Origin of the sequence: Streptomyces sp. HP-A2021 (assembly GCF_022807935.1) — a bacterium.
Taxonomy (GTDB): domain Bacteria; phylum Actinomycetota; class Actinomycetes; order Streptomycetales; family Streptomycetaceae; genus Streptomyces; species Streptomyces afghaniensis.
In genome coordinates this window covers 2742609-2758113 of record NZ_CP094344.1, presented here as the reverse complement: position 1 = coordinate 2758113, position 15505 = coordinate 2742609, and the positions used below count along the sequence as shown (strand labels likewise).

13 protein-coding genes are annotated in these 15505 nt (G+C 71.9%); 10 read left to right on the top strand and 3 right to left on the bottom strand.

What is annotated here, in order from left to right:
- Window positions 1-195 precede the first annotated feature (195 nt).
- The 4 genes from MQE23_RS12460 (at window position 196) to MQE23_RS12445 (ending at window position 4194) form a co-directional block, all read left to right on the top strand.
- Window positions 196-1161 (top strand): sensor histidine kinase, encoded by a 966-nt coding sequence (locus MQE23_RS12460; RefSeq protein ID WP_020276289.1) that lies wholly within the window; start codon window positions 196-198, stop codon window positions 1159-1161.
- Complete coding sequence (locus tag MQE23_RS12455) at window positions 1161-1814, top strand: response regulator transcription factor (protein WP_020276288.1); 654 nt, start codon at window positions 1161-1163, stop codon at window positions 1812-1814. The genes MQE23_RS12460 and MQE23_RS12455 overlap by 1 nt, the downstream gene beginning before the upstream one ends.
- Window positions 1815-1879: 65 nt before the next feature.
- On the top strand, window positions 1880-3403 hold the full coding sequence (gene miaB / locus MQE23_RS12450; protein ID WP_037672688.1) for a tRNA (N6-isopentenyl adenosine(37)-C2)-methylthiotransferase MiaB: 1524 nt from the start codon (window positions 1880-1882) through the stop codon (window positions 3401-3403).
- Between the two features lie 77 nt (window positions 3404-3480).
- Complete coding sequence (locus tag MQE23_RS12445; RefSeq protein ID WP_037672686.1) at window positions 3481-4194, top strand: class III extradiol dioxygenase subunit B-like domain-containing protein; 714 nt, start codon at window positions 3481-3483, stop codon at window positions 4192-4194.
- A gap of 137 nt (window positions 4195-4331) precedes the next feature.
- On the opposite strand, the gene MQE23_RS12440 is transcribed toward MQE23_RS12445, so the two are convergent.
- Window positions 4332-4712 carry an antitoxin gene (locus MQE23_RS12440; protein ID WP_243379194.1) on the bottom strand — a complete coding sequence of 127 codons (381 nt, stop codon included), beginning with the start codon at window positions 4710-4712 and terminating at the stop codon, window positions 4332-4334.
- 26 nt (window positions 4713-4738) lie between these two features.
- A complete protein-coding gene (locus tag MQE23_RS12435) occupies window positions 4739-5014 on the bottom strand; it encodes a hypothetical protein (RefSeq protein WP_243379193.1) in 276 nt (91 codons plus the stop codon).
- Between the two features lie 182 nt (window positions 5015-5196).
- Here MQE23_RS12435 and miaA point away from each other — a divergent pair, with 182 nt between their 5' ends.
- From miaA to hflX, 6 genes are all read left to right on the top strand, one after another.
- Entirely contained in the window at window positions 5197-6135 is a 939-nt protein-coding gene (miaA, locus tag MQE23_RS12430; RefSeq protein ID WP_020274553.1) for a tRNA (adenosine(37)-N6)-dimethylallyltransferase MiaA, read from the top strand.
- A gap of 108 nt (window positions 6136-6243) precedes the next feature.
- Window positions 6244-6789 (top strand): hypothetical protein, encoded by a 546-nt coding sequence (locus MQE23_RS12425; RefSeq protein ID WP_243382606.1) that lies wholly within the window; start codon window positions 6244-6246, stop codon window positions 6787-6789.
- 126 nt (window positions 6790-6915) lie between these two features.
- On the top strand, window positions 6916-7788 hold the full coding sequence (dapF, locus tag MQE23_RS12420) for a diaminopimelate epimerase (RefSeq protein WP_243379192.1): 873 nt from the start codon (window positions 6916-6918) through the stop codon (window positions 7786-7788).
- Between the two features lie 297 nt (window positions 7789-8085).
- Window positions 8086-10317 (top strand): HD domain-containing protein, encoded by a 2232-nt coding sequence (locus tag MQE23_RS12415; protein WP_243379191.1) that lies wholly within the window; start codon window positions 8086-8088, stop codon window positions 10315-10317.
- 505 nt (window positions 10318-10822) lie between these two features.
- Window positions 10823-12346: a M1 family metallopeptidase gene (locus MQE23_RS12410; RefSeq protein ID WP_243379190.1), complete on the top strand. Its 1524-nt coding sequence runs from the start codon at window positions 10823-10825 to the stop codon at window positions 12344-12346.
- Between the two features lie 156 nt (window positions 12347-12502).
- Entirely contained in the window at window positions 12503-13996 is a 1494-nt protein-coding gene (hflX, locus tag MQE23_RS12405) for a GTPase HflX (protein ID WP_020274556.1), read from the top strand.
- A gap of 85 nt (window positions 13997-14081) precedes the next feature.
- Here the strand turns inward: hflX and MQE23_RS12400 are convergent, their stop codons facing one another.
- Window positions 14082-15284 carry a hypothetical protein gene (locus tag MQE23_RS12400; protein ID WP_243379189.1) on the bottom strand — a complete coding sequence of 401 codons (1203 nt, stop codon included), beginning with the start codon at window positions 15282-15284 and terminating at the stop codon, window positions 14082-14084.
- Between the last annotated feature and the right edge of the window lie 221 nt (window positions 15285-15505).

The following is a 15505-nucleotide window of genomic DNA, read 5'->3' as shown; positions in this document are numbered from 1 at the left end:
TCTTCCCCTTGTTCGTCTGGCTCTTGTCGGTCTGGTGAACGGTGTCGATCAACGGACGGGTCAAGTCCGCATGCTGCCATCCGGCCGTACGGTGACGACATGGGTGTCGTGACGGATATACGCAGCGGCCGGTCGCCGGAGAGGGTGGATGGGGCGGTGTCATACGCGAAGGCCGGAAGGAGCGGATCCAGGAACGTGTCGTTGTTCTGGCGGATCTTCTCTCTCAACGCGGCGGGCCTGGTCGTGGCCACCGCGTTGCTGCTCGGCCCGGTCACCGTGTCGACCCCCGTCCTGGCGGGCGAGGCGCTCGTCCTGCTCGGCGGCCTGGCGATGCTGCTCGCCGGCAACGCGCTCGTGCTGCGCTTCGGCCTCGGGCCCCTGCAACGGCTGGACCGGGCCATGGCCACCGTGGACCTGCTGCGTCCGGGCTCCCGCCCGGTGGTCGCCGGACCCGCGGAGACGGCCGGACTGATCACGACGTACAACGCGATGCTCGACCGGCTGGAGGCCGAGCGGGCCGCGGGCGCCGCCCGGGCGCTGTCCGCACAGGAGAGCGAACGGCACCGGATCGCCCGGGAGCTCCACGATGAGGTCGGGCAGACCCTGACCGCCGTCCTCCTCCAGCTCAAGCGCGTCGCGGACCGGGCCCCCGACGACCTGCGCGAGGAGGTCGGCCAGGCGCAGGAGGCGACCCGGGCCGGCCTGGACGAGATCCGCCGTATCGCCCGTCGGCTGCGCCCCGGTGTCCTGGAGGAACTCGGCCTGGCCAGCGCCCTGCGCTCGCTCGCCGCCGAATTCACGACCCACGGGCTGACCGTGCGCCACCACGTCACCGGCGACCTCCCCGCCCTGACCCCGGAATCGGAACTCGTCGTCTACCGAGTGGCCCAGGAAGGCCTGACCAACACCGCCCGGCACGCCGGCGCCGACCGTGCCGAACTCCGCCTCCGGCCGGTCCCGGGCGGCGTCGAGCTCCTCGTACGCGACAACGGCACGGGCCTAGGCGACGCCCCCGAGGGTGCCGGCATCACGGGCATGCGTGAACGCGCGCTGCTGATCGGAGCCGCTCTCACCCTGGAACCGGCACCGGGCGGGGGCACCGACGTACGGCTGCGCATCCCGGTGACCTTGCGTGAACCAGCGACTGAAGGACCCCGCTGATGTCCACACCGATCCGCGTCCTGCTCGCCGACGACCACACCCTCGTACGCCGGGGCGTGCGCCTCATCCTGGACGGGGAGCCCGACCTGACGGTCGTGGCCGAGGCCGGGGACGGGGCCGAGGCCGTAGCCAAGGCCCGGGACGCCGCCGTCGACCTGGCCGTCCTGGACGTCGCCATGCCCCGCATGACCGGCCTCCAGGCGGCCCGCGAACTCTCCCGCCGACTGCCCGACCTGCACATCCTCATCCTGACGATGTACGACAACGAGGAGTACTTCTTCGAGGCGCTCAGGGCCGGGGCCAGCGGCTACGTCCTCAAGTCCGTCGCAGACCGTGACCTGGTCGAGGCCTGCCGGGCGGCCGTGCGCGACGAGCCGTTCATCTACCCGGGTGCCGAGCGGGCCCTCGTCCGCTCCTACCTGGAGCGGCTGCACCGCGGCGACGGCCTGCCGGAACGGGCCATCACCGAACGCGAGGAGGAGATCCTCAAGCTGGTCGCCGAGGGCCACACCTCGAAGGAGATCGGCGAACTCCTCTTCATCAGCGCCAAGACGGTCGAACGCCACCGTGCCAACCTCCTCCAGAAGCTCGGCATGCGCGACCGTCTGGAGCTGACCAGGTACGCGATCCGCGCCGGTCTCATAGAGGCCTGAGCCCGGGGGCCCGGGGTTGTCCACAGGCGACCGAGGCACTTCCGCCGACCGCCTACCCTTGTCCCATGAGCAGCATCGACCGGAGCCAGTCAGTGGGCGGCACGCGAACATACGAGGTACGCACCTACGGGTGCCAGATGAACGTCCACGACTCCGAGCGATTGGCCGGTCTGCTGGAGGACGCGGGCTACGTCCGCGCCCCCGAGGGCGCCGACGCGGCCGACGTCGTCGTCTTCAACACCTGCGCCGTGCGGGAGAACGCCGACAACAAGCTGTACGGCAACCTCGGCCACCTCGCGCCGAAGAAGGCCGCCCGCCCGGGCATGCAGATCGCGGTCGGCGGCTGCCTCGCGCAGAAGGACCGCGACACCATCGTGAAGAAGGCGCCCTGGGTGGATGTCGTCTTCGGCACGCACAACATCGGCAAGCTGCCGGTCCTGCTGGAACGCGCGCGCGTCCAGGAGGAGGCGCAGGTCGAGATCGCCGAGTCGCTGGAGGCGTTCCCGTCGACACTGCCGACACGGCGCGAGAGCGCCTATGCGGCCTGGGTCTCCATCTCCGTGGGCTGTAACAACACCTGCACCTTCTGCATCGTCCCGGCCCTGCGCGGCAAGGAGAAGGACCGCCGCCCCGGCGACATCCTCGCCGAGATCGAGGCCCTGGTCGCCGAGGGCGTCTCCGAGATCACACTGCTCGGGCAGAACGTCAACGCGTACGGCTCCGACATCGGCGACCGCGAGGCCTTCAGCAAGCTGCTGCGCGCCTGCGGGAAGATCGAGGGCCTGGAGCGCGTCCGCTTCACCTCCCCGCACCCGCGCGACTTCACCGACGACGTCATCGCCGCCATGGCCGAGACGCCGAACGTGATGCCGCAGCTGCACATGCCGCTCCAGTCCGGTTCGGACACGGTCCTGAAGGCCATGCGCCGCTCCTACCGCCAGGAGCGCTATCTGGGGATCATCGAGAAGGTCCGCGCCGCCATCCCGCACGCGGCGATCAGCACCGACATCATCGTGGGCTTCCCCGGCGAGACCGACGAGGACTTCGAGCAGACGCTGCACGTGGTGCGCGAGGCCCGCTTCGCCCAGGCCTTCACCTTCCAGTACTCCAAGCGCCCGGGCACCCCGGCCGCCGAGATGGACGGCCAGATCCCCAAGAAGGTCGTCCAGGAGCGCTACGAGCGTCTGGTCGCCCTCCAGGAGGAGATCTCCTGGGAGGAGAACAAGAAGCAGGTCGGCCGCACGCTGGAGCTGATGGTCGCCGAGGGCGAGGGCCGCAAGGACGACAGCACCCACCGCCTGTCCGGCCGGGCCCCCGACAACCGCCTCGTCCACTTCACCAAGCCGGACCAGGAGGTGCGCCCCGGCGACGTGGTCACGGTCGAGATCACCTACGCCGCCCCGCACCACCTCCTCGCCGAGGGCCCCGTGCTGGACGTGCGCCGCACACGCGCGGGCGACGCCTGGGAGAAGCGCAACGCCGAGAAGGCGGGCACGCCGGCCCAGCCGGCCGGCGTGCTCCTGGGCCTGCCGAAGATCGGCGTCCCCGAGCCGCTCCCGGTGGCGGCGAGCGGCTGCGGCTGCGACTGAGCGGGCTGCGGCCCGCCTCGGCCGGGGCCGCGCCGGGCCGGGCAGGGCCTGTGTCCTGCTGGGTTACCCTGCCGATCATGCTTGTCGCCGCCGCTGTCTGCCCCTGCCCGCCCCTACTGGTGCCCGAGGTCGCCGCGGGCGCCGCTCCGGAGCTGGACGCCGCGCGGGCCGCCTGCACGGACGCACTGGGCGTGCTCGCCGCCGCCCGGCCCGGCCGGCTCGTGGTCGTCGGGCCGGTCGACAGTGCCGGGCCCGAGACCTATCCGGAGGGCACGCGGGGCTCGTTCCGGGGCTTCGGCGTCGATCTCGACGTACGGCTGGGAGGGGATGACGGCGCGCCTGCGGAGCAGCGGCTGCCGTACTCGCTGGCGGTGGCCGCCTGGCTGCTGGAGCGGACCGGGTGGTCCGACGCTCCGGTCGAGGGACTCGGCGTGGGGGACCGGCTCGCGCCGGAGCGGTGTGGGCGGATCGGACGGGACCTCGCCACAGGGGCCGAGCGGGTCGCGCTGCTGGTGATGGGTGACGCCAGCGCGTGCCGGACGCTGAAGGCCCCGGGGTATCTGGACGAACGTGCGGCGCCCTTCGACGCGGAGGTCGCGCGCGCACTCGGCGCGGCGGACGTGGGCGCGCTCACGACCCTGGACACAGGGCTGGCACACCAATTGAAGGTCTCCGGCCGGGCCCCCTGGCAGGTCCTGGCGGGCGCGGCCGAGGGCGCGGACCTCGGCGGATCACTGTTGTACGAGGACGCGCCGTACGGGGTGGGATACCTCGTGGCCACCTGGTCGTAGCCCCGGCGGCACGACGGCCCCGGCGGCGGGACGCGGGAAACGGCGGACGGCCGGGAGCCTTCGTGCTCCGCGGCCGTCCGCCGATGTGCCCTTCAGTGTGCCGATGTGTGGTCAGGAACTGCTGCGTCGATATGCGCTCAGGAAGTGGGCGGTGGTGCGTCCGGCGGCGGGGTGCCGGTGCCTCCGGCGCCCCGAGGCGGTGCCGTGCGGCCCGTGTCCCGAGGTGGTGCCGTACGGCCTGTGTCCGGCGGCATGGTGCCGCCCGGGCCCGGCGGCGGCGTCGTGCCGCTCGCGTCCGGTCCGCTGTCGCCCTTGTGCGCGAGTCGGTCCATGGCGCCCTTGGCCTTGCCCGTGCCCGACTGGATCCTGTCGCTGTACTTGCCCTTGGTCCTCTTGTCGACGACGTGCGCGGCCTTGTCGAGGCCGTGCTGGATCTTGTCCTCGTGCCGCTGTGCGAGGTCCGAGACCTTGCCCTTGGCCGGGCCCAGTTTGGCCTTCACGTTGTCCAGCAGACCCATGGTTCACCTTCCCTCGCGCGGGGCGGTCACGTGCGGGCGCCCTCGCCGGCCTCGTTGTCGGCCGCCTTGTCGGTGGACTGCTGCTTGGGGATGTCGACGCCTTCGGTCTCGGTGACCTCGGCCGCCTCAGCAGCCGGCTCGGCCGCTTCCGCTGCCCCGTCAGCCCCCTTCGCCGCCGCCTCTGCCCCTGCCGTTTCCTCCGCCTCGGTCCCGGCCGTCGCCTTGTCGGCCTGAGCCTCGGCGGCAGGCGCCGCCTCCTCCGTGGCCTTGGACCGCCGGAGAAGTCGTGCAAAAACGCCCATATCCACTCCATACGTTACTCGTGCGGGCGAAATCCCGCGTCGCCCGGTGCGTCCGTTTGCGCGACCCGGGCCACCGCCTCTGCGATCCGGCGGCAGGAACCTCGCAACGGGCAACGACCCCGGGGCCGTGGCGTCACGTAACTCGTTCGAGAGCAGGGTTCGAGGTTTGCGAGACTGGGTCGGTGAGCAGTGCACCCCCCGCCCCCCGCGTCATCGCCGTCGTCGGACCTACTGCGGCCGGAAAGTCCGATCTGGGCGTTTTCCTGGCCCAGCGTCTCGGCGGTGAGGTCGTCAACGCCGACTCCATGCAGCTCTACCGAGGGATGGACATCGGCACCGCCAAGCTGACGCCCGAAGAGCGCGGTGGCGTACCCCACCACCTCCTGGACATCTGGGACGTGACCGTCACGGCGTCCGTCGCCGAGTACCAGCGCCTGGCCCGCGAGCGGATCGAGGCCCTGCTCGCCGAGGGCCGCTGGCCGATCCTGGTCGGCGGTTCCGGGCTGTACGTGCGCGGAGCCGTCGACAACCTGGAGTTCCCCGGCACCGACCCCGAGGTCCGCGCCCGCCTGGAGAAGGAACTCACGCTGCGCGGCCCGGGCGCGCTGCATGCCCGGCTGGCCGCCGCCGACCCCGAGGCAGCGCGGGCGATCCTGCCGAGCAACGGCCGCAGGGTCGTCCGGGCCCTGGAGGTGATCGAGATCACCGGCAGGCCCTTCACTGCCAACCTCCCCGGCCACGACTCCGTGTACGACACGATCCAGATCGGCGTCGACGTGGCCCGGCCCGAGCTGGACGAGCGCATCGCGCGCCGGGTCGACCGGATGTGGGAGGCCGGCCTCGTGGACGAGGTGCGCGCACTGGAGGCGCAAGGGTTGCGCGAGGGGCGTACCGCCTCACGCGCGCTCGGCTACCAGCAGGTGCTCGCGGCGCTCGCCGGGGAGTGCACCCTGGAGGACGCGCGGGCCGAGACCGTGCGTGCCACCAAGCGCTTCGCGCGCCGTCAGGATTCATGGTTCAGGCGCGATCCCCGGGTGCACTGGTTGAGTGGGGCTGCGGCCGATCTCACGGAACTTCCGCAGCTCGCGCTGTCTTTGGTCGAACGACCGGTTACAGCCTGATCACGTCATGGCATCGGGACGCCCAGGCCGTCATCCGGGCCTGCGGCGGCGTGCCATCATCGAGCTTCGATCGACCGAGTTGAGTCCTAGTTGGGAGGGCGCGTGGCGATGGAGGCCGGCCCTCGCGACACCGCACAAGGCACCGATCACATCACCGCCGACCGGGATGAACCCGAGCGCCGGGATGCCGAGCGCCTGGACGTACCCGAGCACCGGGACGGACCGGAGCAGGAGTCGGACCGTCTCAGCTCCGACGGGCCCGACGAGACGCAGGGTGTGACGGACGACGGCCCCGAGCCCGAGGAGATGTTCGCGGGCGAGGTCGAGGTCGAGCTGCGCCCGCAGCGCCGGCTGCGCATCTGGCAGCTCGCGCCCATCGTGAGCCTGGCCGCGCTCGGCTCCCTGATGTTCGCGTTCCCGCTCGCCTTCGACTTCGGCGACAGCGGGGCCGTGATCGCCATGCTCGGGCTGCTGATCTGCTCGTGCGCGGCCGGCTGGGGCATGATGGCCGCCCGCCGCGTGGGCTACACCTTGCCGGGCCTGCCCGCCAAGGGCTCGGGCCGCAGACCGGACTGGCGCGTCGTCCTCGCGTATGCCGTGATGGTGGCAGCGGTGGTCGTGCTGGCGGTCTGGCGGGTAGCACGGCTCCGCTGAAGCGCGCCCCATAAGGGGCGCGGGGAACTGCGCGACAAGCCACGACGCACCCGCACGAACTTACGGCCCGAACCCCCTGGCACCCTCCTTCGGCCCGACCCGCGGAGCAGACCGTACGATCGAGGAATGAGCACGCGGATCCCCTTCCTCAAGGGCCACGGCACCGAGAACGACTTCGTGATCGTCCCGGACCCCGAGAACGCCATCGACCTGCCCCCGGCCGCCGTCGCAGCCCTCTGCGATCGCCGCGCGGGCATCGGCGGTGACGGACTGCTGCACGTGGTGCGATCCGCGGCGCATCCCGAGGCGAAGCGCATGGCGCCCGAGGCGGAGTGGTTCATGGACTACCGCAACGGGGACGGCTCGATCGCGGAGATGTGCGGCAACGGCGTGCGGGTGTTCGCGCGCTACCTCCAGCGCGCCGGACACGTCGCCGAAGGGGACCTCGCCGTCGCCACGCGCGGGGGTGTGAAGACCGTGCACATCGCCAAGGACGGCGACGTCACCGTGGGCATGGGCAAGGCGCTGCTCCCCGAGGGCGACGTCACGGTGAGCGTCGGCGAGCGCAGCTGGCCCGCGCGGAACGTGAACATGGGCAACCCGCACGCGGTCGCCTTCGTGGACGACCTGTCCCATGCCGGTGACCTGCTGTCGCCGCCGCCCTTCAGCCCGGCCGCCGCCTACCCGGACGGCGTGAACGTCGAGTTCGTGGTCGACCGGGGTCCCGGGCACGTCGCGCTGCGCGTGCACGAGCGCGGCGCCGGCGAGACGCGCTCGTGCGGCACGGGCGCGTGCGCGGTCGCCGTGGCCGCCGCCCGCCGCGACGGCGCCGACCCGACGGCCACCGGCACACCGGCGACGTACACCGTGGACGTACCCGGCGGCACCCTGGTGATCACCGAGCGGCCCGACGGCGAGATCGAGATGACGGGCCCCGCGGTGATCGTGGCCGAGGGTGAGATCGACGCGGAGTGGCTGGCGACCGCCACGCGCGCGTGAGCAGGCGCCGACCGTCCTGAAACCGCTGCGGGCTGTCGGTCACGCGAACGGAAACCACCGTACGGAACCGGCCACTTGGCGGGAACGGAACCGTCGTGGCCCCGACGTACGGGGGTACAAACTTCACATTCATCCCTCGAATGGGTGATCAGTTTCACGCTCGGCGAGAGGGGGTCAGCCACGCGTGGTGGGCTCGGTAGCATCAAGCACCGGCCCGGACGGGGGATCGAAGTCGCTCCCTGAGCCGTGTCCGCCCTGGGGCACCCCGTCCGCCGGTCCACGCAGCCGGAGGTGCCCATGAGTGCGGAGGCCACGAATTCCGTGACCCCAGGCCCGATGCCGGGCGCGGTGTCAGGGCCGGTGACGCCGACAGCCCCGCGCAGAAAGGCCCGCCCCCGGATCGACCTGCGCCGCCTCGGCCGCGCCGCGCTCCTCGGCCCCGCCGCCCGCGACCGGCTGCCCGACGCCATCAGCCACGTCGTCGACGCGCACCGCGCCCACCACCCCGACGCGGACCTCGAACCCCTGCGCCGCGCCTACGTCCTGGCCGAGTCCTCGCACCGCGGCCAGATGCGCAAGAGCGGCGAGCCGTACATCACGCACCCGCTCGCCGTGACCCTGATCCTCGCCGAACTCGGCGCGGAGACCACGACGTTGACCGCGTCCCTGCTCCACGACACCGTCGAGGACACGGACGTGACGCTCGAACAGGTCGGCGAGCAGTTCGGCGAGGAGGTCCGCTACCTCGTCGACGGCGTCACCAAACTGGAGAAGGTCGACTACGGCGCCGCCGCCGAGCCGGAGACCTTCCGCAAGATGCTCGTCGCCACCGGCAACGACGTCCGCGTCATGTCGATCAAACTCGCCGACCGGCTGCACAACATGCGCACCCTCGGCGTCATGCGCCCCGAGAAACAGGAGCGCATCGCCAAGGTGACACGTGACGTGCTGATCCCGCTCGCCGAACGGCTCGGCGTCCAGGCGCTCAAGACCGAACTGGAAGACCTCGTCTTCGCGATCCTGCGCCCCGAGGAGTACGCGCACACAAGGGAGTTGATCGTCCGCAACGCCGCCCGCGCGGACGACCCGCTCGCCGAGGTCGCCGACGAAGTGCGCACCGTCCTGCGCGAGGCGGACATCGCGGCCGAGATCCTCATCCGGCCCCGCCACTTCGTCTCCGTGCACCGGGTCTCCCGCAAGCGCGGCCGGCTCCGCGGCTCCGACTTCGGCCGCCTGCTGGTCCTGGTGAACGAGGACGCCGACTGCTACGGCGTCCTGGGCGAACTCCACACCTGCCTGACACCGGTCGTCTCGGAGTTCAAGGACTTCATCGCCGTACCGAAGTTCAACCTGTACCAGTCGCTGCACACGGCCGTCGCGCGCGAGGACGGCCAGGTCGTCGAAGTCCTCATCCGCACGCACCAGATGCACAAGGTCGCCGAGGCCGGCGTCGTCGCGCTCGGCAACCCGTACGCGCCCGCCCCCGACGACCCCGCCGACGGCGAGCGCGTCGACCCGACCCGCCCCGGCTGGCTCTCCCGGCTCCTCGACTGGCAGGAGGCGGCACCCGACCCGGACCACTTCTGGTCGACGCTGCGCGAGGACCTCGCCCAGGACCGCGAGATCACCGTTTTCCGGCCCGACGGCCGCACGCTGGGCCTGCCCGAGGGGGCGACCTGTGTGGACGCTGCGTACGCCCAGTACGGCGAGGACGCGCACGCGTGCATCGGCGCGCGGGTCAACGGCCGTCTGGCCACGCTGAGCACCGTCCTGAAGGACGGCGACAGCGTCCAGCTCCTCATGGGCCAGGACCCGGCGTCCGAGCCCTCCCGGGAGTGGCTGGAGCACGCGCACACGCCGGCGGCCCGGATCGCCATCCAGCGGTGGCTGGCCGCCCACCCGGCGCAGGCCGAGGCCCAGCGGACCGAGTCCCAGGAGGACCGGCAGGCCCGGGGGGACCGGCAGGCCCAGGAGGACCGGCAGGCCGGGGAGCGCGCGGCGGCTGTCCGGCCCACGCCCGCCGACGTGTCCGATCCGGCGGGGCCGGCCCCCGACCAGGCGGCCGTGCGCCCCGCCACCGGCAACGTCCTCACCGACCTGCCCGGCGCGACCGTCCGGCTCGCCGGCTGCTGCACACCCGTACGGCCCGACGACATCACCGGCTTCGCCGTACGCGGGGGAGCGGTCACCGTGCACCGCGTCGAGTGCGCCGCGGTGGCCCGTATGAAGGACGGGGGGCGCGCGGAGGTCGGCGTGCGCTGGGGTGAGGCCACCGAGTGCCGGGTCACGCTGGTCGCCGAATCGTTCGTCCGTCCCCATCTGCTCGCGGACCTCACGGAGGCCATGGCCCTCGAAGGCGCCGAGATCGTCTCCGCGACCGTCGAACCCCCGACCCAGCAGCAGGTCCGTCACACGTACACCGTGCAGCTCCCGGACGCGGCCCACCTGCCCGCCCTCATGCGCGCGATGCGCAACGTGGCCGGGGTCTACGACGTCACCCGGGCGCAACCGCAGACGCAGGGCGGCTGAGCCGCCCGAGCGCGGCCACCGGACACGGGCCGGGCGAGTCCGCCCGGGCGCCGGCCAGCGGATACGCGGGTCGGTTGTGCGTGTGCGGGCGTGGGTCGGCGGCTACGGGTTCGGCTGGGCCCGGGGCGCCGACCAGCGGATATGGGTCGGTTGTGCGTGTGCCGGGGTCGGTCGGCGGATGCGGTTCGGCTGAGTCCGGGGCGCCGGCCGGACACGGGTCGGCTGAGCCCGCCCAGGCTCCGAGCACCTGACACGGGTCGGCTGAGAGCGCGCGGGCGCCGGGCGCCGGGCGCCGGTCGCGGGCCGGCTGGGTCCCCGGGTGCTGAGCACCGGACGAGGGTCGGCTGGCTCCCCGAGCGCCGAGCACCGGACGAGGGTCGGCTGGGCGCGCGGGCGTCGGTCATCTGACGTAGGGCGGCACCCGGCGCAGGCCTCGGTCCCCGGTTCGGGTGGGCCGGACGCGCGTCGCCCGCGTCGCGCACGCGCGCGCTGATAGCCGTGACGCATGCGCCTCACCCCCCACACCCGTACCCGTTCCTGTCGTCGGCGGACGTCCGCGGCGCTGCTTGCCTCGGCCGTCTCCGTCTGCCTGGTCGCCGCGAGCGCCCCCGTCGTCCCGCTCGGCGTCGGTGACCGCCTCTTCCCCTACCTGGGCAACCCCGGCTACGACGTCGCGTCGTACGACCTCTCCTTCACGTATCACGGCAGCAACAGCGAGCCGCTGCGGGCCGTGACCACCATCGACGCCTGGACCACCGCCGACCTGGACCGCGTCAACCTGGACTTCGCCCACGGCACGGTCCACGCGGTCGAGGTCGACGGCGAGCCCGCCACCTTCAGCACCGCCGGCGAGGACCTGGTGATCACGCCCCAGGACTCCGTGTCGGACGGCAACTGGATGCGGATCACCGTGTGGCACACCAGTGACCCCGCGCCGGCCAAGGGCCGCGAAGGCGGCTGGGTGCGCACCGCGGACGGTCTCGCCATGGCCAACCAGGCCGACGCCGCGCACCTGGTGTTCCCGTGCAACGACCACCCCTCAGACAAGGCGATGTTCACCATCCGGGTCACCGCACCCGACGGTCACACGGCCGTCGCCAACGGCCTGCCCGCCGGGGTGGACAGGTCCGGCGGGGCGACCACCTGGACGTACCGCACCCAGCACCCCATGGCCACCGAGCTCGCCCAGGTCTCCATCGGCCGCTCCACCGTGCTGCACCGCACCGGCCCGCACGGGCTGCCCGTACGGGACGTCGTCCCGGCCAAGCACCGCAAGGAGCTCGAACCCTGGCTGGACAAGACCCCGGAGCAGATCGCCTGGATGGAGAGCAAGGTCGGCCGCTACCCCTTCGAGACGTACGGCCTCCTCGTGGCCGACGCCTCCACGGGCTTCGAACTGGAGACCCAGACGCTCTCCCTCTTCGAGCGGGAGCTGTTCACCGAGTCCGTCCACCCCGCCTGGTACGTCGAGTCGATCATGGTTCATGAGCTGGCCCACCAGTGGTTCGGCAACAGCATCGGTCCTCGGACCTGGTCCGACCTGTGGCTCAACGAGGGACACGCCACCTGGTACGAGGCGCTGTACGCCGAGGAGCAGGCCGGCAAGCCGATGCGGGACCGAATGAAGGCCGCGTACGGCGCCTCCGACGGCTGGCGCGCGTCCGGCGGACCACCCGCCGCCCCGAAGGTTCCCGAGCCCGGCAGCAAGACCAGCATCTTCCGGCCCAACGTCTACGGCGGCGCCGCGCTCGTCCTGTACGCCCTGCGCCAGGAGATCGGCCGCCCGGCCTTCGAACGCCTGGAACGCGCCTGGGCCGGCCGGTACCGGGACGACACCGTCACGACGGAGGACTTCGTCCGGCTCGCCGCCGAGATCTCCGGGCGCGACCTGGACGGCTTCTTCCAGGACTGGCTGTACGGGGAGAAGACCCCGCCGATGCCGGGGCACCCGGACTGGAAGCCGGCCGCGACGGCGAAGGCCGCTGCGCCCGCGAAAGCCGCTGCGCCCGCGCAAGCAGCCGCTCGATAACACGGTGACGAGACGCCCCGTGCCGTGCGACTATCTTCAGGTCGGCGCGGCACGGAGCGCCGGGAATCTCCCGGAGTGCTCGCGCGTTATGACCGGTGACGAAAGCTCGCAGGGCTCCGTCGCCGTAAACGGTTTCCCAGCTACGTTAAGGATCCAATGACCTCCTCTTCTTCCCCTTCCCAGGACACCAAGCGCTTCGCGCACAGCCACCCCGAGGGTCTTCGGGCCGATGCCCTGATGGAAGAGGACGTCGCCTGGAGCCACGAGATCGACGGAGAGCGGGACGGCGACCAGTTCGACCGCTCCGACCGCGCGGCCCTGCGCCGTGTGGTGGGCCTCTCCACCGAGCTCGAGGACGTCACCGAGGTCGAGTACCGACAGCTCCGTCTGGAGCGGGTCGTGCTCGTCGGCGTCTGGACCACGGGAACCGTGCAGGACGCGGACAACTCCCTCGCGGAGCTCGCCGCCCTCGCGGAAACGGCCGGTGCGCTGGTGCTCGACGGTGTGATCCAGCGCCGCGACAAGCCCGACGCGGCCACGTACATCGGCTCCGGCAAGGCCGAGGAGCTGCGTGACATCGTCCTCGAATCGGGCGCGGACACCGTCATCTGCGACGGTGAGCTCAGCCCGGGCCAGCTGATCCACCTCGAGGACGTCGTCAAGGTCAAGGTCATCGACCGGACCGCCCTGATCCTGGACATCTTCGCCCAGCACGCCAAATCCCGAGAGGGCAAGGCGCAGGTCGCGCTCGCGCAGATGCAGTACATGCTGCCGAGGCTGCGCGGCTGGGGTCAGTCGCTGTCCCGGCAGATGGGCGGCGGCAAGGGCGGCGGCCTCGCCACCCGTGGTCCCGGTGAGACCAAGATCGAGACGGACCGGCGACGGATCCGCGAGAAGATGGCGAAGATGCGCCGGGAGATCGCGGACATGAAGACCGGCCGCGAGATCAAGCGCCAGGAGCGCAAGCGCCACAAGGTGCCCTCGGTCGCCATCGCGGGCTACACCAACGCCGGCAAGTCCTCGCTGCTCAACCGCCTCACGGGCGCGGGCGTGCTGGTCGAGAACGCCCTGTTCGCGACCCTCGACCCGACCGTGCGCCGGGCCGAGACCCCGAGCGGCCGGCTGTACACGCTGGCCGACACGGTCGGGTTCGTCCGCCATCTGCCCCATCACTTGGTCGAGGCGTTCCGTTCCACGATGGAGGAGGTCGGTGAGTCCGACCTGATCCTGCACGTGGTGGACGGTTCGCACCCGAACCCGGAGGAGCAGCTGGCCGCCGTGCGCGAGGTGATCAGGGACGTCGGAGCCACCGACGTGCCCGAGATCGTCGTGATCAACAAGGCGGACGCGGCCGACCCGCTGACGCTCCAGCGGCTGCTGCGTGTCGAGAAGCGGTCCATGGCCGTCTCGGCCCGCACCGGCCAGGGCATCGACCAGCTGCTCGCGCTCATCGACAACGAGCTGCCGCGCCCGTCGGTCGAGATCGAGGCGCTCGTGCCGTACACGCACGGCAAGCTGGTCGCTCGTGCCCACGACGAGGGCGAGATCCTCTCCAAGGAGCACACTCCGGAGGGCACCCTGCTCAAGGTGCGGGTGCACGAGGAACTGGCGGCGGAGCTCGCGCCGTACGTCCCGGCGCCGGCGCTCTGACGGCTTGAGGCCCTGATGTGAGACGGGCCTGACGTGAGAAGGCCCGCACCCTGTCCGCAGGGAGCGGGCCTTCAGCATGCCCCGGTCAGCGACCGCCGTACGTCTTGCTCATGTTCTGGTAGAGCGCCTCGGCGTCGCGGCCCAGTTGCGGGCCGGCCAGCCAGGTGTTGTCGGCCGGGCCGATCGAGGTGTTGGAGACCAGCACGGACTTGCCGTTCAGCACCCGGAACCAGCCGCCGCCGGACGAACCGCCGGTCATGGAGCAGCCGATGCGGTACATCGTCGGCAGGCTCGGGCTGAGCGAGAACCGGCCCGGGACGTCGACGCACTTGAACATCTTCAGCCCGTTGTAGGGCGGCGCCGCCGGGTAGCCCCAGGCGCCCATCTTGGCGGCCTCGGCCGCGGACGGCGCGGAGAAGTCCACGTCCAGCGCGGCCCCGACCGTCTCCTCCAGGGACTTGGCACCCTGCTCGGGCTTCACGTGCAGCACGGCATAGTCGTACGCCGCCCCTTCACCCCCCGTCTCCGAGCCGCCCTGGATCCACTGGTTCGAGGTCGAGGCCCAGTCCGCCCACCAGTTGCCGTACGGGGCGACCTCCGTCGGGTTCGCGTTGCTCAGCTCCGCCTCGGACTTGCCGAGGTCGTTGTAGGCCGGGACGAACACGAGGTTGCGGTACCAGCCGCCGTTGCCGCCGGCGTGCACACAGTGGCCGGCCGTCCACACCAGGTTGGACTTGCCCGGGTGATTGACGTCCTTGATCACCGTGCCGGAGCAGACGGCCGGGCCGTCGGGGGAGTCGAAGAAGACCTTGCCGACCGGGGCGGCATTCCGGTGGTACGGCGTCTTCTCGGCCTGCGCCCGGACCGGGGCCGGATCAGGGTCGCTGATGCCCTGGCCGGCCGACGCGTCCTTCGTCGTGACCGTCTTGTCGGCCTCCTTCGCGGACTGCATCCGCTCCGGCTTCCAGAGGCCCTCGATCACCGGGTTGACGAAGTCCTTGGCCTCACTGAGCCACTTGTCCTTGTCCCAGTCCTTCCAGCCGCCGTCCTTCCACCGGTCGACGTCGATCCCGTGCTCCTTGAGCTTGCCGGCGAGGTCGGCCGGGATCTCGACCTTGCCGCCGGCGTCCGCGGCCTGCGAGGTGGTGGCGTCGGGCTTGTCGCTCGCCGAGCCCGCCGAACCCTCACAGGCGGTCACGGTGAGCGCCAGGGCGGCGACGAGCCCGGCGGCGGCGAGGACGGTGCGCCGCCCGCGCCTCGGTGCCGCGGGCGTACGTGTGGAACGCATGGTGCGATGACCCCCGTTGGTGCGTGACAGTGTGGTGCTGCGTGTGCATGTCATTGGTGTGGGCGCCGGTGCCCCCGGCGCGAAACCCCACTATGCCCGTGGAGTTGAGGGTGTACCGGGGTGGGGTGGTGAAGGTTTCCGTGAGTCCACGGGCCGGTGCGCCGGTGCGTTGTCGGTGCCCGGTGCGTTGCCGGTGCACCGGGCGCGCTGCCGGTGCACCA